Source organism: Bradyrhizobium sp. (assembly GCF_049581145.1).
GTDB lineage: Bacteria > Pseudomonadota > Alphaproteobacteria > Rhizobiales > Xanthobacteraceae > Bradyrhizobium.
Window position 1 is genome coordinate 1 of the sequence record NZ_JBAURI010000896.1, and the last position, 15,629, is coordinate 15,629.

14 protein-coding genes and 1 pseudogene are annotated in these 15,629 nt (G+C 63.0%); 11 read left to right on the forward strand and 4 right to left on the reverse strand.

Annotated elements, in window-relative coordinates; all coding sequences use genetic code 11:
• On the forward strand, positions 1–367 hold a 367-nt coding region (locus WCB02_RS29355; protein WP_423963356.1), incomplete at its 5' end, for an oligopeptide/dipeptide ABC transporter ATP-binding protein.
• Positions 368–418: 51 nt separating this feature from the next.
• Here WCB02_RS29355 and WCB02_RS29360 read toward each other — a convergent pair.
• On the reverse strand, positions 419–1,825 hold the full coding sequence (locus WCB02_RS29360) for an amidase (protein WP_423963358.1): 1,407 nt from the start codon (positions 1,823–1,825) through the stop codon (positions 419–421).
• A 235-nt stretch (positions 1,826–2,060) separates the two neighbouring features.
• Here WCB02_RS29360 and WCB02_RS29365 point away from each other — a divergent pair, with 235 nt between their 5' ends.
• The gene (locus tag WCB02_RS29365) at positions 2,061–3,017 is read left to right on the forward strand and encodes a phosphotransferase family protein (RefSeq protein WP_423963360.1); all 957 of its coding nucleotides are present in this window, start codon (positions 2,061–2,063) and stop codon (positions 3,015–3,017) included.
• The gene (locus tag WCB02_RS29370; RefSeq protein ID WP_423963362.1) at positions 3,014–3,967 is read left to right on the forward strand and encodes a phosphotransferase; all 954 of its coding nucleotides are present in this window, start codon (positions 3,014–3,016) and stop codon (positions 3,965–3,967) included. Before WCB02_RS29365 ends, WCB02_RS29370 begins: the two co-directional genes overlap by 4 nt.
• 23 nt (positions 3,968–3,990) lie before the next feature.
• Here the strand turns inward: WCB02_RS29370 and WCB02_RS29375 are convergent, their stop codons facing one another.
• The 3 genes from WCB02_RS29375 to WCB02_RS29385 form a co-directional block, all read right to left on the reverse strand.
• The gene (locus WCB02_RS29375) at positions 3,991–4,788 is read right to left on the reverse strand and encodes an inositol monophosphatase family protein (protein WP_423963384.1); all 798 of its coding nucleotides are present in this window, start codon (positions 4,786–4,788) and stop codon (positions 3,991–3,993) included.
• A gap of 71 nt (positions 4,789–4,859) precedes the next feature.
• A complete protein-coding gene (locus tag WCB02_RS29380; protein WP_423963365.1) occupies positions 4,860–5,900 on the reverse strand; it encodes a helix-turn-helix domain-containing protein in 1,041 nt (346 codons plus the stop codon).
• Positions 5,887–6,729 carry a DeoR/GlpR family DNA-binding transcription regulator gene (locus tag WCB02_RS29385; protein WP_423963368.1) on the reverse strand — a complete coding sequence of 281 codons (843 nt, stop codon included), beginning with the start codon at positions 6,727–6,729 and terminating at the stop codon, positions 5,887–5,889. The genes WCB02_RS29380 and WCB02_RS29385 overlap by 14 nt, the downstream gene beginning before the upstream one ends.
• 400 nt (positions 6,730–7,129) lie before the next feature.
• On the opposite strand from WCB02_RS29385, the gene WCB02_RS29390 reads away from it, so the two are divergent.
• The 8 genes and pseudogenes from WCB02_RS29390 to WCB02_RS29425 form a co-directional block, all read left to right on the forward strand.
• A complete protein-coding gene (locus WCB02_RS29390; protein ID WP_423963370.1) occupies positions 7,130–8,467 on the forward strand; it encodes an aspartate aminotransferase family protein in 1,338 nt (445 codons plus the stop codon).
• A gap of 65 nt (positions 8,468–8,532) precedes the next feature.
• Positions 8,533–9,900: a glutamine synthetase family protein gene (locus tag WCB02_RS29395; RefSeq protein WP_423963372.1), complete on the forward strand. Its 1,368-nt coding sequence runs from the start codon at positions 8,533–8,535 to the stop codon at positions 9,898–9,900.
• A gap of 56 nt (positions 9,901–9,956) precedes the next feature.
• Positions 9,957–11,129, forward strand: a complete 1,173-nt coding sequence (locus WCB02_RS29400) for an iron-containing alcohol dehydrogenase (protein WP_423963374.1) — start codon at positions 9,957–9,959, stop codon at positions 11,127–11,129.
• A 3-nt stretch (positions 11,130–11,132) separates the two neighbouring features.
• On the forward strand, positions 11,133–11,987 hold the full coding sequence (locus WCB02_RS29405; protein WP_423963376.1) for a type 1 glutamine amidotransferase: 855 nt from the start codon (positions 11,133–11,135) through the stop codon (positions 11,985–11,987).
• A 60-nt stretch (positions 11,988–12,047) separates the two neighbouring features.
• Positions 12,048–13,274, forward strand: coding sequence for a Zn-dependent hydrolase (locus WCB02_RS29410; RefSeq protein WP_423963379.1), 1,227 nt, complete (start codon positions 12,048–12,050; stop codon positions 13,272–13,274).
• A gap of 282 nt (positions 13,275–13,556) precedes the next feature.
• Positions 13,557–14,251, forward strand: a pseudogene (locus WCB02_RS29415) (ABC transporter permease); the annotation flags it as partial.
• Between the two features lie 354 nt (positions 14,252–14,605).
• A complete protein-coding gene (locus tag WCB02_RS29420; protein WP_423963382.1) occupies positions 14,606–15,472 on the forward strand; it encodes an FAD binding domain-containing protein in 867 nt (288 codons plus the stop codon).
• The coding region (locus WCB02_RS29425) for a 2Fe-2S iron-sulfur cluster-binding protein (RefSeq protein WP_423963386.1) at positions 15,469–15,629 on the forward strand (161 nt) is incomplete at its 3' end. The genes WCB02_RS29420 and WCB02_RS29425, both read left to right, overlap by 4 nt.

Consider the following 15,629-nt stretch of genomic DNA (forward strand, 5'->3'; position numbering starts at 1 on the left):
CTTCATTTCGCATGATCTTGCGATGGTACGGAAGGTCTGCACCCGGATCGCGGTGATGTACCTTGGCGAGATGGTGGAGATCGCCGACAACCGCGACTTGTTCTTCGATCCTCAGCACCCCTATACCAAGGCGCTGTTGTCCGCGGCGCCGACCCTCGAGGACAAGCCGTTCAACGCCGCGGATTTCCTGCTGGAAGGAGAGCCGCCGAGTCCGATCGACATTCCGGTCGGCTGCAGCTTCGCGTCGCGCTGTCCGCAGGCGTTCGACCGTTGCCGCGTCGAAACCCCAAAATTGGTCGAACGTTCGCCCGGACGTTTCGTCGCCTGTCATCTTCTGGACATCGGCGAGGCGAAGGCCGCGGCGTAGACCGAAGGCAGGCTGCGCGACATCCTGCTCAGGGCAGCGAGAAGCCGTCGTTCAGGGCCGCGGCTGAAATGGCCACTGCATCGTCAGTGACCGCAACGATTCAAGCGTTTTGGTCAGTTGCAAGACGCCGAGGTCGTCAAACCGATGGCCGATGATCTGAAGCCCGATCGGCAGACGGCGGCTGTCGAACGCCATGCATATGGTGGAGGCGGGCTGACAGGTCTGGTTGAACATCGCGGTGAACAGCGTGTGCGCCAGTGGTGTTTCCCTGGAGACGCCCGGTTCCTCAGCCGGGAAATTCACCACGGGCAGCGTTGGCGCGATCACGTAGTCGAACCCTTCGAAGGCGGCAAGCAGCGCAGCCTTCATCTTGCCGATCTGACCGAGCGCCCGATAGAGGTCGACGCCGGAATGCCGGGCCCCGCCAAGGCACCACTCTCGAACATAGGGATTGATGTCGTTCGCGCTGTCGGTATGTGGGGGCAGCGAAGTATATTCGAGATAGCCGCGCACCTGAAGGAACAGGTCGATCGGCGCGTAGGCGTCGTCGTCGAGCGGAGAGATGAAGGGTTCGACAATCGCGCCGGCGTCGGCGAGCAATCGTCCCGCCGACTCGACGGTGTCGCGCACGTCCGGTTCGGGCCGGAGCCCAAAACCCATGTCGGTGAGGACGCCGATTTTCAGCCCCTTGACGTCACGATCCAGCCGTTCGTGATAGCGCAATCCGTCGGCCGGAAAGCTCCAGGTATCGCGCTCGTCCTGGCGTGTCAGAACGGTCATCAGGCGCGCGATATCGTCGACGCTGCGTCCCATCGGGCCGGCCATCCGCATGGTGTCGGCGGGAAGGTGAGGCACGCGCCCATGGGTGGGTTTCAGCGATGCGAGCCCGCAATGGGCGGCTGGGAGACGAACCGAACCGGCGATGTCTGTGCCGACCGACACGAATCCGGCGCCGGCGGCGACCGAGGCGCCGGCCCCCGCCGATGACCCGCCGGTATTCCATGCCAGCCCCCATGGATTGCGCGTGATGCCGTGAAGCGAGCTGATGCCGGATGCCATCAAGCCGCAGTCGGGCATCGTCGTCTTGGCAAAGATCACCGCTCCCGCCTCACGGAGCGCGATGGCAGGCGGTGAATCGTAATTCGACGGCGGCAGAGAGCGGTTCGCCCCGATGCCGTGGAAATAAGGCCAGCCGACCATGGCGACGCTGTCCTTGACGGTCATGGGGACGCCATCGAGCGGGCCCAGCGCTGCCTTCGCCTGCCATCGCGCTTCCGACTGTCGCGCGCTCGCCATGGCCTGGTCGGGACGGAAGCAAAACAGCGCGTTGATCGCGGTGTTGACGGCTTGCGCGTGGTCGATGACGTCCTTCAGCACCTCGACCGGCGAAAGAATGCGCGACGCGTATGCGTCCGCCAATGCGGCAAGGCTCATTCCGAACAGTTTTTCAGCAGGCATGCTTCCTCCGCAGAGTTCGGATGGCCTTCCGATCCACCGGCTCGGATAGCGAATATGACCCGCACAGGGGTAGGGCCATTGCTCCCAACGGCACGATTTGGTGGAGCGCGAGGCATCCCCTTTGCCTCTGTCCTGATCAAAATTCATGATCAGATATCTTGATCCAACAGCCGCGGGCGCTGGAACGCCGGTTGGGCTCGACCGGCCTCAGCATCGCGAGCGATCAGAAGGTGCAATGACTCAATCGGACGTCGATGTCGTCACATTGCGGGACCGCGTCGCATCCCTTCCCGGCTGGGGGACGGGAGACATCGTGATCGAGCCCGCCATTCCCGTGCTGGCGTCACCAAGCTGGCGTGGCGTCGATGGCGCGCCCTGGCGCGCTGTCAACAAGGCGAACGGCGAGAGCATTTTCATCAAGGTGATGCACGGCGACGCGGAGCTTTACATCGACGTGCCCTGCGCCTTCGAGGCGGCGCAGCGTGCCTCCGATCTCGGTATCGGTCCGAGGGTGATAATGGCCGACGTCCAGGCAGGCCTTCTTGTCATGGAGGACCTGAACCAAGGCTGGCGCGTGGGCACGCTCGAGCGGATGCTCGAGCCTGCGATTGTCGACGCCGTCATCGCGGCCCGCCGCCTGTTCCAGACCGGAACGCCTTTGCCGAGCCGGAAGAGCGTTTTTGACGAGATCGAGCATTTTTATGCCGCCGTGCTGTCGGCAAAGGCCCAACTCCCGGTCGATGCGCAATGGCTGGTCGAGGAATTGCGCTTCGCGGCTGCGGCCTTCCGAACTCTCAAAGTCACGCCCGCGCCGATTCATGGCGACGGCAATGTGTCGAATATCCTGATCAGCGACACAGGCGAGGTGCGCCTGATCGATTGGGACCGGGCGACCACGGCCGATCCGCTGCAGGATCTCGGCAGTTTCCTGGTCGAAGCATTTGACCAGGAGCCCGAGGCGCGCGACGCTTTCGTTCGCTACACAGACGGGCTCGACGAGGCCGCGTTCAACCGGGCACGCATCTATGGCGTTGCCGACGACCTGCGGTGGGGGCTGATCGGGGCGCTTCTCGCCGCGAAATCGGCGCGCAATACGCTCGAGTTCTATAAATTCGCGAGTTGGCGCTTCGTGCGCTGTCGGATGGCTGTCCGCGAGCCGCGTTTCGGCGAAATGCTGCGGAGGATCTCATGACGGTCCAGCGAAAGCTCGGCGAGGCGACAAACGTCCACGAGCGGAACGTCGAAGACGCGATCTTGCGCGTCCCGCAGTGGCGCGGGAGAGCGGCGACCTATGCCCCGCTGGTCGGCGGCCTGATGAATCAGAACTGGCTGGTCGAACTTGCCGGCGATCCCCGCCGGTATTTCATCAAGGTACCCGGTGAAGGCTCCGAGATGTTCATCGACCGCGTGGCTGCGAACGAGGCCGCACGCAACGCCCACGCCATGGGCATCGCGCCGGAAGTGATTTTCTTCGACGCGCAGGATGGACTCGAAGTCAGCGAGTTCCTGGAAGGTTATCGGGCCTGCACCAATGCGGATTTTGGCGACGCGGCGATCCAGTCCGACGTTCTCGGCCTCTACCGCCGCCTGCACGCCGGTCCAAGGCTGAGCCTGACCAAGACGATCTTCGACATGATCGAGGAGCACATTGAACAGGGCCGCGAACTGGGCGCGCACTTTCCGCACGACATGCCCTGGATCGTGCATCGCTACGGCCAGGCGAAGGCCGCGTTCATCGCCTCCGGCCTCGATCTCGTGCCCTGCTTCAACGATCCCATGCCCGGGAATTTCCTGATCGGCTCGGAGGCTGCGCCGAAGCCGATGCGGCTGATCGACTATGAATTCGCCTCGAACAACGAGCGCAGCTATGAACTCGGCGTTCTGTTCGCCGAGATGTTTTTCGACGAGCAATTGACCGCCCGTCTGATCGAGCAATATCTTGGAGCCGTGCGGCCAGAGATGCTCGCGCGGGTGATCATCAACCGCGCGCTTGCCGATGTCAAATGGGCGTCCTGGGCCGTCGTCAACCGCAAGCTCAAGGATTGGGACTTCGATTATCAGAAATATGGCGTATGGAAATACATGCGCGCCAGGGACGTGATGTACGATCCCCGTTGGGAGAGCTGGCTGCGCATGATTTGAAGTGTTTGAGTCCGCCGGCCCGACTATTCTCGCAGGATCGCAAGCGCCTGTTCGAGCAGGGCCTCGTTGGCGGCGGCGATGACCCGTCCATCGGAGTCGCGGGTCAGCGGTTGTCCTTCCCAGTCGCGCATCACGCCGCCAGCGCCCTCGACGACTGGAATCAGTGCCATGAAATCGAACGAATTGAGCGAGCATTCGACGACAAGATCGCAGTACCCCGAGGCGAGAAGGCCATATTGGTAGCAATCGCCGCCAAATCGCCTGAACATGGCTTTGCGGCTGAGCGTGTCGTAGCGGGCCCAATCCTCCGCCGAGAAGAAATCCGGCGATGATGTGTAGATCTGCGCATGTTCGAGCCGGACGGCGCGGCTGACCTTGGCCGGCATGTCGTTGAACATGGTGCCCCCGGAGGTGCCGTACCATCGCTCGGCAAGCGCCGGCATGTCGATCATGCCGGCGACGATCCTGGTTTCCCTTTCATCCGCGAGAGCGATCAATGTGCCAAACAGTGGCATTCCGGAAATGAAGCTCTTTGTCCCGTCGATCGGGTCGAGGTACCAGGTATAGCGTTCCCCCGCAGTCGCGCCGGTTTCCTCGCCAAGGATGCCATGACCCGGGAAGCGCGCGGAGATGCGTCGCCGCAGCTCCTGCTCGATCGCCCGATCTGCGATCGTGACCGGCGATAAATCCTGTTTGCGCTCGACATCGATGTTGGACCGGAAGTGCATCAACGCGATGCGGCGTGCCGCATCGGCAAGGTCGCTGAAGAACGAAGCCAGCGCGGTTTCGGATAATCCTTCTTGAAAATCGTCCAATGACAGCTCCGGAAGCAGGCGCTTGATCGCAACGGCAAGCGCCGCGCGCGTTGCGCCAAAGGGAAAGCGAACGGCTTCTACACGGGCTCGTGAAGCGGCTGTCGCCTGTCAGTCTCCCAATATGGAGCATCGAAACCTCCGTAGCAGGAAGGCGGCATCTTGGACGGTGGCATGGTCTTGGGATCGGCGTGCCCTGAAACCGCTTCCGGATGAGGCGTGGCGTGGCTCACCTTGCGTACGTCGCGCGGAGCGATCTTGAAATGACGGCTGAAGCTGCGAGAAAAGTGCGAGACGTTCTTGAAGCCCACTTCATAGGCGACCTCGGAAACGGTCCGATGCCCTCTCGGGTCTGCAACGAGAACTTCGTAGGCGCGTTGCAGGCGCCTGGTCTGGACGAACTGACCCACCGTCGTTTCGTTGTCGTTGAAAAGACTGTAAAGATAGCTCAGCGAAATGCGGCTGCTCGCGGCGATCTTCCTGGGCGACAGGTTCTGATCGCTCAAATGGCTCTCGATGAAATCGACGATGCGTCGGCGCAGGTGATAGCGCGCGTTGCGAACGTCGGTGGCCGCGCCCCTGTCCTCCGAGCCGATCGTCAGGGCGACGAAACCGATGATTTCGGTGGCCAGAGCCTGCGGGTTTGGCGGCGGTGCGTCGATGAACAGTTCCGCGACGCTTCGGATCATACCGACCAGCAAGCGCGTCATCTGTTCATTCGGCTTGAAACGCCGGCTGACGTGGTCTTCGACGGACACGAGCCGCCCACGAAGTTCTGGCGCGGGGAGGCGTACCACCAGCAGCCGCGTATTCTTGTCCGACGAAAGCTCGTAAAAGGAGAGCTCACTCAACAGAACATACTCGCCGGGCCTGGCGATGCCGGCCCGTCCATCCTGGCTGAATGCCACGCATTCGGTCAGCGGGAAGACCAGGACATAGGAGGCGTCGTGAATGCTGTTCGAGCGCTCCCAGTTGCGCGTAAAGGGCCGATCAGATCTGATGAACCCGATATCGAGCCGACCAATGCGAGTCTGCTGCTGCGGGGGCGCCGTGCTTTTGCCGGAGTCGACGTCGAGCTCGCTGCAATGATCGCTTGGAGTAGAAGTTTCAAGGCGTGCCATAGCTTGGTCTTTCTTGGTGTTGGGCGACGATGATCTCCGTCCCGGCCTCGCGGAGAGCGGTCGCCAGAGCTCCCTCGGGTTGCCGGTCGGTGACGAGGCGATCGATATCGGTCCATTGAGCGAACACCGTCAGGGCGCGTTGCTCGAACTTGGTGTGATCGGCGACGATGATGGCTTCCGCCGCACGTTTCACCATGGCGCCATAGATGGCTCCGGCCTCGTCATCGGCGTCATTGACCCCGCGGGCGCCAATGCCTGTCGCCCCGACAATGGCACGGTTGGCTTCGTAACCGTTGATGCTGGCGATCGTCTGGCTGCCGAAGACGTAGCCTTCGGTCGGATGATAGCGCCCCGGACAGCACAGCACGCGGATCGACGCATTGACCGCCAGCGCCGCTGCGATCGCGAAGTCGTGGGTGATGACTGTGATGTCCTGAGCCCGCGATGCCAATCGTCGGGCGACATGGAATGTCGTAGCGCCCGCAGCCAGCATCAGAACCTCGTTTGGCAGCACCAGGTCGGCAATCGCCGCCGCAATCGCCTCGCGCTCGGCGATCATGATCGCCTTGCGGTCGGTGAGGGTGGGCTCGAGCGCGAATGGCCGGGATGCTCCGCCATAGGTCCGGTTGATCAGCCTCTGCTGCTGAAGCTCCATCAGATCGCGCCGGATCGTCTCACCGGAAACGCCGAGCACCGCGGCAAGTTCGGAGGCCCGCAAGGTCGGAGCTGCCGTGAGTTGCGAGATGATGTGTTTGTGACGCGCAAGCTTCGACAGGCGATCGCCTTCCAGTCGCCGCGACCGTGGCTCGGTCGCGGAAGCTTCGGTCACCGGTAACCGCTCGCTCGCCATTCCGATGTCCTTGCCGATGTCCTTGCCAACTGCCTCGTCGCGACGGGATCGTGTGAGGCGAGCGGCTGCATGTCCGGCAAAATCCTTCCGCAATCGATGTTGGATGTCCACACCAATTGTGTGGCACATCCCTCAAATTTTGAGCGGCCGAATGCTGGTTCTTTGCGCAACCAACCTCATGGCATTGTATAATAGGCTGATTTTCTGCATATTTTACGAGCCGCCCGTCGTGCCGTGACTGGGGCTCCGATCTGTTATGTCTGCAGCCAGCTTTATTCTTGTGGAGGTGTCCACATTGCTTCAGGCTGTTGTGGAGCAATACCACCTGATCGCTCCTACGGTTGTTTGCACGGGCCGGGCGTCGATCGAGGAAGGCGCGATGTCGACGGGGAAAGAGATTCTAGCGCTCAATGCGTTTGACCGCAGCGAAGTGTCCGCGATGGATGCCTCGTTGCGCAACGCCGTCGAGCGGCGCCTGCGTTCGTTTGGCGCGGCCTCGGTGTTGTTCTATCAGGCACCGCTTCGGATGGAGCGCGCCGAAGGCGTCTGGATGTTCGACGCCGAAGGCCGGCGTTATCTCGATCTCTATAACAATGTCCCGTCGGTCGGGCATTCGCATCCACACGTGGTCGAAGCGATCCGCCGGCAGGCAGGCCTATTGAACACCCACACGCGCTACCTCAATGAGGTGGTCGACGGCTATGCGGAGCGTTTGCTCGCCACATTCCCTCCGGCGATCGATCATCTGGTGCTGACCTGCACCGGCAGCGAAGCCAACGATCTTGCGCTGCGGATCGCGAGGGTGGCGACCGGAAACGCCGGCTTCATCGTGACGGAGACGGCCTATCACGGCAATACCGCCGCAGTGACCGATGTCTCGCCGTCCTCTCGTCCAGGGCAGCCCCTGCCGTCGCATGTGCGCGTCATTCCCGCGCCGGACCTGTTTCGTGCGCCCGACGGCGATCTCGGCCAGCGTTTCGCCGCGGCCGTGGGCCGGGCCATCGCCGACCTCGAAAGCTGCGGAATAGGCTTTGCGGGGCTGTTGGTCGACACGATCTTTTCGAGCGACGGGGTCTATGCCGACCCGGCAGGCTTTCTCGCACCTGCCGCCGAACTCGTCCGTGACCGCAAGGGTCTGTTCATCGCCGACGAGGTCCAGCCCGGATTCGGGCGCACCGGTGCCGCGCTGTGGGGCTTTGCCCGGCATGGCGTCGTGCCTGACATCGTAACCATGGGCAAGCCCATGGGTAACGGCTTTCCGATGGGCGGTGTTGCGGCGCGCGCGGCCCTGCTGGACCGGTTCGCGGCGAATGTGAAATATTTCAATACGTTTGGTGGAAATCCGGTGGCTGCGGCCGCGGGGCTTGCCGTGCTTGACGTGATCAAGGACGAGGGACTGATCGACAATGCGCGGATCTTGGGCGGCTATCTCATGGATCGGCTTCGGGAGATCGGCAATCGCCACATCGGCGATGTGCGTGGCGCCGGATTGTTCATCGGCATCGAGGTTGTCCGGGATCGCGATAGCAAGGAACCGGCGCCTGAGATCGCCAGTTTCCTCATCAACCGGCTGCGTCATCGCGGAGTTCTGATCGGCGCGGCCGGCCGTTACGGCAACACGCTGAAAATTCGTCCGCCACTCTGCTTCAGCAAGGACCACGTCAACATTTTCATCGCCGCATGCGACGAGGTTTTGCGCGAGATCGGTCCTGCCTGACGGACAGGATTTCGATGCCCACCGAGCGGGACGTGACCCACGAGGCTTGACGAGACTTGAATCCAATGGACTCGAGAAATGTAAAAACGGTCGCGGATGCACGGGCACTCGTGGAAGGGCGCGGGCTGTCCCACGTCAAGCTCGGCGTCGTCGATCTCGACGGGGTCATTCGCGGAAAGTATCTCGCAAGCGCGAAGTTCATTGATGCGCTGGAATCGGGCTTCAAGTTCTGCGACATCGTTTTCGGCTGGGATTCGAACGACCAGCTCTACGACAAATGCGACTTCACCGGCTGGCACAGCGCCTTTCCCGACGCGACCGCCCGCATCGACCCGGCGACCTGCCGCGATGTGCCGATGGAAGACGACATGCTGTTTTTCCTCGGCGAGTTCGACGGCGCGGCGGCGCAGTTGTGTCCGCGGCGGTTGCTGCGACGTGTCGTGGATCGGGCCGCGGGGATGGGGCTGGTCGCTTCCGTGGCCGCGGAGTTCGAGTTTTTCGTATTCGACGAGACCCCGCATACGGTCCGAGAGAAAAACTATCGCGAGCTGAGGAATCTCACGCCCGGTTGGTTCGGCTATTCGATGCTGCGATCATCGGTCGAGTCGGACTTTCATCGTTCGCTGCTCAAGCTCTGCGACGCCATGGATATACCGATCGAGGGGCTGCATACCGAGACCGGACCGGGCGTGCTGGAGGCGGCCATTCAATATTGCGACGCGCTCGCGGCAGCCGATCGGGCCGTCCTGTTCAAGACCTTCGCCAAGGTCTGGGCCCAGCGCCAGGGCAAGATGATGACATTCATGGCGAAATGGTCAAACGCCTATCCCGGCCAGTCCGGGCACTTGCATCTGTCCTTGCGCGATCACTGCGGCAAGCCGGTTTTTCACGAGAGCGGACGGCCTGGCAACATGTCGGACACCATGCGCTGGTTCGTCGGCGGCCAGCAGGCGCTGCTGCCCGAGCTTCTGGCCATGGTGGCTTCGACCGTGAACAGCTATTCCCGGTTGGTTCCCGGATTCTGGGCGCCGACCGATGCGACCTGGGGCATCGAAAATCGCACTTGTGCGCTCCGCGTCATTCCGGGTTCGCCCTCGAGCCAGCGCGTGGAATATCGGGTCGCAGCCGCCGACATCAATCCCTATCTCGCTGTCGCCGCGGCGCTGGGGTCGGGGCTTTGGGGCATCGAGAACAGGATCGAGCCGGATCGGCCGATCTCCGGCAACGCGTATGACATGACACATCCGGCCACGCGTGCGCTGCCGCGCACGCTTTCGGATGCCGCGAACAGGCTGATCGGCTCCTCGGCCGCCCGCGATCTGTTCGGCGATGTCTTCGTCGATCATTATGCGATGACCCGGCACTGGGAAGAGCGGGAATTCCGCAAGGCGATCACCGACTGGGAGCTTGCGCGCTATTTTGAGATCATCTGAGCCGCTCTCGTCTTGAACCGGCCGCAGATCAATTCACCTTGGTATGGAAGCGAGATATGACAATTCAGATCACGGGCGCCTGGAATTTCCCGACCCGAGTCCTCACCGGTCCCGGTCGTATCGCGGAGCTTCCCGATGCATGCCGTGCGCACGGCATCGCGCGGCCGCTGTTGGTGACCGACAGGGGCCTTGCGCCCACCGATCTCATAGCGAGCCTCGCGAGGCGCGTGCAAGACGCAGGAATTCCGATCAGCGTGTTCTCCGACGTGCAGGCCAATCCGACCGAGTCGAATCTTCGCGCCGGCATCGCTGCGTTCAAGGCGGGTGGCCACGACGGCGTTGTTGCGATTGGCGGCGGGTCGGCGCTCGATGTCGGCAAATGCGTCGCCTTCATGGTGGCGCAGTCCCGGCCGGTGTGGGATTTCGAGGACATCGGCGACTGGTGGACGCGAGCCAACACGGATGGTGTGGCCCCGATCATCGCCGTGCCCACCACCGCGGGCACAGGCTCCGAGGTCGGCCGCGCCGGAGTGATCACGCGCGAGGAGACCCATGAGAAGAAGATCATCTTTCATCCCTTGATGATGCCGAAAGTCGCCATTGAAGATCCTGAACTGGCCGTCGGGCTGCCGCCGTTCCTGACCATGGCGACCGGCATGGACGCGCTGGCCCATTGCTTCGAGGCCTATTGCGTGAAAGCGTTTCATCCGCTCGCTGACGGGGTGGCGCTCGAGGGGATGAGGATCATCGATGAATATCTGCCGCGCGCGGTCGAGAATGGTCGCGATCTCAAGGCGCGCGCTTATATGTTCGCGGCGGCCTCGATGGGCGCGACTGCCTTTCAAAAAGGTCTCGGAGCAATCCACTCGGTCTCCCATCCCGTCGGAGCGCGCTATGACACCCATCATGGCCTGACCAACGCCGTGATCTTTCCTTACGTCCTTGTCTGCAACAAAGCCGAGATCGTCGACAAAATTCCCGATATCGCCCGGGCCCTCGATTTGCCGGTGCGCGATTTCGACGCGGTGCTCGCCTGGATCGTTTCGTTTCGCAACAAGCTCGGTGTGCCGCATACGCTGGCAGAGCTTGGCGTCAACGAAGCCGATGCAGGTGCGATCGCGGCCGATGCCGTGAAGGACCCCACCGCTGCTTCCAATCCAAGGCAATTGAGCGAGGCCGAGTTCGAGCGGCTCACGCTTGCCGCCATTCGCGGCGATCTGGGAGGCTAGGCGGTGCTGCGGCTCCTGGTCGCGGAGGGAAATACCCTCGAGGGCCGTCGTCATATCGCGGAATCGGCCGGCGCAACTCCCGCAGAGAGCTATGCCGAGGTTCTGCGGATCATCGCTCCGGAGGCGGTGGTGGATATGTGCGCGCCGGCCGATGCCGGCGGAGCCCCACCGCAAGCATTGGAGTCCTATGATGGCGTGGCGATCACCGGCTCGTCGCTGAACATCTATCAGCGCGAGATCGAATCGCTGCGGCAAATCGATTTTGTGCGGGAGCTGTTTGCGCGCGGCATCCCCATGTTTGGCTCGTGCTGGGGCTTGCAGCTTGCCACCGTCGCGGCGGGAGGCGAGGTCGAACCCAACCCGAGCGGGCTGGAGGTAGGCTTTGCGCGCAAGATTGCGCTGACCGATCGCGGGCGCGTGCACCCGATGCATGCGGATCGTGACGTCATGTTCGACGCGCCGGCCATTCACGGCGATATCGTCGCGCGGCTGCCGCAGGGCGCGATCGCAACCGCGCGAAACGCGATGAGCGATGTCCAGGCTGCCGAGATTCGCGTCGGTCAAGGCGTGTTCTGGGGTGTGCAATATCACCCGGAATATAACCTGCATGATGTCGCTGCGGTGATCCGGCGCTACGGCCAGGCCCTGGTGATCAAGGGCTTTTTTGCCGATTTGGCCGAACTCGAGCGCTACGCGGCCGATCTGTCGGCGCTCGGTACCGACCGTCAGCGTCGCGATATAGCCTGGCGGCTCGGCCTCGGCAGCGACATCCTCGACGACAGGCTGCGCTGGGCCGAACTCTCGAACTGGATCGCAAGCCTGGTGCGGCGGAAAACCAGCCGAGAAACCACGAAGTAATGGCCGGCCGCGGCGGTGGTCCATGCGGCGGCATCGCAAGCAAGGTTCAGGATCGATCGAATGAGCGAATTGCACGATCTGATGACCGCTTTCGCCGCGATTGGCTCGACCGGTGATGGCGGCGTGTGCCGGCTTACTGGGACGCCGGCCGACAAGCAGGCTCGCGATCTTTTCGTCCGCGAGATCAGTCAACGGGGTCTCCTGCCGCGGATCGATCCGATCGGAAACATGTTCGGCGTGGCGATGCTGATGCCGGCATCGCAGGACATCGTGATGGTCGGTTCGCATCTTGATTCCCAGCCCACAGGCGGGCGGTTCGACGGCGCCTATGGGGTGCTGGCGGGCTTGCTCGCGGTCCAGGCGCTGCGCGATCGGGCGATTGCGAACCCCGGCCAGGCGCGGCGCAATCTCGCCGTGGTAAACTGGACCAATGAAGAGGGCGCGCGCTTTCAGCCCAGCCTGACCGGCAGCTCGGTGTTCGCGGGGAGCCTGGCACTCGAGGACGCCTACGCGTGCAGGGATGGTGATGGGATTGCGCTCGGCGCGGCGCTCGATGCGATCGGTTATCGCGGCAGCTCGGAGCTGGAATTCCGCCCCGTCCGATACGTCGAGTTGCACGTCGAACAGGGCGACAGGCTGGAGCGCGCGGCCGCGGATATCGCGGCCGTGTCGGGGGCGTGGGTGACACGGAAAATGTCGCTGGTGTTTGAAGGCGAGGTCGCGCACACAGGCCCGACACCGATGGCCAGGCGTCGCGACGCGCTACGCGCGGCGGCACGCGCCATCGAGGCGCTTTATAGCGAGGTCGAGCACGACAATGCAGGGGCGCACGCCGCGGCGGCTCGAATCAGCGTTTTCCCGAACTCGCCCAATGTCATTGCTGGCCGGGTACGGGTCTGGTTCGAAATTCGACACCACAATGAAGCGGTGGTGCTCGCGACAAGCAATCGCTTCCTTGAACGAAGCCAAAAGGAAGCCAATGCTCTCGGCGTCGAGATCAGCATGGCTGCCGATGAGCATAGGGAAACGATTCTGCTCGACCCCGCCGGCGTCGATCTGGTCCATCGTGTCGCCGGAGATCTCGGCATGAAAGCATTGACATTGCAGACCGTCGCTGGGCACGACGCATTGGCAATCCAGCGGCGCATTCCTGTCTCGCTGATTTTTGTTCCAAGTGAGGCCGGACTGAGCCACAATCCGCGCGAGTTCACCGCGCCGGATGCCCTGGACAAGGGTTACGCAGTATTGACGGAGACGTTGTGGCGGATGGTGACGGCGGCAAGCTGAGGATTCAACTGACATTGTTGGCTTCGGTCCACATCAAGCGCACCGACGTCGATCGTTCGGCGGCGTCGTCGCGATCTTCTCGGGCCTATGACGACTGTCCCGGAAAAAGCTGGTTCAGTCATGCGGGCCAAGCCGCGGTGCATGACGCGCGGCCATCATTGCCGCTTTCAGAAACCCGGCGCATGTTTTTCGAAGAGCGCCGTCATAAGCGAGATCCCGTTGCTCGGTCCAGGCTTTTCGGACCCTCGAACTTGGCCGGTAGAGGGGCTGATGGTCGCCGGCGCGCCCGCCGAGCGGACGCGGCCGTCGTCCGCGGTCTTTTGGTTCGGCAGCGACCTGCTCGGCTGCGACATCTATCCGCGTGTGCTCTGTCGGACTCGTGTCCCACTCACCGTGGGCCTTTCGGTGGGAGCCTTGGCGACGGTCGCGGGCCTGCCACCGGCCTCATCTCGGGTTTCGTCCGCGGGCGACATCCCAATGCGGTTCATGGATGGGCTGATGTCTATATCGCCGATCCTTTTCGCCGTAGTCCTGATGGCCATGACACGCAGCAGCGTCGGCAACTGACCATCATAGTTTGCCAAAATTCCGCGGGTGTCGCGGCCTGTGCGCGGCGTGGTGTTGTCGCTGCGCGAACGAACCTATGTCGACCCGGCTACGGCCTCCGGCACCCGTATGCCGATGGTCGTTGTGCGACACATCCTGCCCAACACGCTGGTGCCGATGCTGATCCAGGCGACCTGTATTTGTGCAAGTGCGATGATCATGGAATCGATTCTCTCCTTTGCCGGTGCAGCACGCCGCTTGCCATTGCGCGCTGGGGAACATCATGGCCGAGGGGAGGGCGCCGTGGCAGTCAAACCCTACATCGTATTCTTTCCCGCCGCGTTCCTGTCTGTCACTGTTATCGCCGTAACCTGCTCGGCGACGGCCTGCGTGATGCGATCGATCCAGGCAGGGCGACCAGGTGCGTGTAGGTCGCTTTCAGGTGAATTGGACCCGGTTCGCCGCCAAATGCGATGCGCAGAGACATAAATCGACGTCGCGTCGCTAAGTTAAGCTCAAGGAATAAAGTTCTGATCGATGGCGTTGCTCGAAGTGCAGAATCCGCAAACCAATTTCCGGACCGTGGGGCTTCCACATGCGCTGTCCGTTTGCGTTCGGTCGCTGCCGCGCGGAGGAGCAGGAGCCTCGCTCGACCGGCGACGGTCAGTGGGCTGCGTGTCGTGTCGATGCACTCGCGGACGAGCCGGGGTCCGCCCGGTGACAGGCGTGCAGGCGCATATTTTCGACACGATGAGCCGGCTGACGCGGGCCGGGGGGAGCACCCCTTGAAGCCCGGCCGTTTCTCTTATGAAGCGCCGGTATCGCTCGAGGCGGCACTGAACAGTCTGGCGACCTGGCGCGATGACGCCAAGATCATCGCGGGCGGCCAAAGCCTTGCCCCGATGCTCAACATGCGGCTCGCCCGGCCCGAGCACCTGATCGACATCAACGGCATCGCCGGTCTCGCTGGCGTCGCAGTCGACGGCGACAGGCTGTCGATCGGCGCGCTCGTGCGCCATCATCAACTGGGCCGTCATGAACTGGTGAGGCGGCACTGTCCCTTGCTCGGCCATGCTGCTGAGACCATCGGCCACTACGCGATCCGCCAGCGCGGAACGATCGGCGGTAGCCTGGCTCATGCCGATCCGGCGGCGCAACTGCCGCTGGCCGCGCTCGCGCTCGATGCCGAGCTGGAGTTGTGGTCGGCGACGGCGCGCCGCACCGTGACAGCGGAAGCCTTCTTCGTCTCGATCTTCACCACTGCGATCAGGCCCGACGAACTGCTGGTGGCGGTTCACCTGCCGCTGCGGCAGCCCCGCGAAGGCTGGGGCTTTCGCCTGTTCAACCGGCGCGCCGGCGATTTCGCCATCGTCTCGGTCGCGGCGACGCTGGCGCGCGGCGAGGGCGCGGTAATCGAGCGGCTGAGCCTCGCCATCGGCGGCATCGGACCGGTGCCGCTTCGGGTCGAGCACCTGGTGCCCGCGGAGTTGGTGAGCACGCTGACAGTGAGTTGGTCGGAGCGAGTGGCGGCTGCGTTGGCTGCGACCATGGAGATTGAGCAGAACGAACGTACGCCGGTCGTCTTTCGTCGCGAACTGGTCGAGAGCCTGACGCGGGACGTGCTCGACCAAGCGCTGGAGCGCGCGCAATGACCGGCCATGATCCGATTCCCATAGCCCTTACCGTCAACGGCCGCACCTACCGCATATTTGCCGAGCCGCGCCGGCTCTTGACCGACATGCTGCGTGAGGATTGCGGCCTCACCGGCACCCATGTCGGCTGCGAGCACGGCGTCTGCGGCGCTTGCAC

Bases quoted from the DNA above. Each gene is read 5' to 3' on its own strand.
- WCB02_RS29360 (WP_423963358.1), bottom strand. From the start codon at position 1,825: ATGCCTGCTGAAAAACTGTTCGGAATGAGCCTTGCCGCATTGGCGGAC.
- WCB02_RS29365 (WP_423963360.1), top strand. From the start codon at position 2,061: ATGACTCAATCGGACGTCGATGTCGTCACATTGCGGGACCGCGTCGCA.
- WCB02_RS29370 (WP_423963362.1), top strand. From the start codon at position 3,014: ATGACGGTCCAGCGAAAGCTCGGCGAGGCGACAAACGTCCACGAGCGG.
- WCB02_RS29380 (WP_423963365.1), bottom strand. From the start codon at position 5,900: ATGGCACGCCTTGAAACTTCTACTCCAAGCGATCATTGCAGCGAGCTC.
- WCB02_RS29390 (WP_423963370.1), top strand. From the start codon at position 7,130: ATGTCGACGGGGAAAGAGATTCTAGCGCTCAATGCGTTTGACCGCAGC.
- WCB02_RS29395 (WP_423963372.1), top strand. From the start codon at position 8,533: ATGGACTCGAGAAATGTAAAAACGGTCGCGGATGCACGGGCACTCGTG.
- WCB02_RS29400 (WP_423963374.1), top strand. From the start codon at position 9,957: ATGACAATTCAGATCACGGGCGCCTGGAATTTCCCGACCCGAGTCCTC.
- WCB02_RS29410 (WP_423963379.1), top strand. From the start codon at position 12,048: ATGAGCGAATTGCACGATCTGATGACCGCTTTCGCCGCGATTGGCTCG.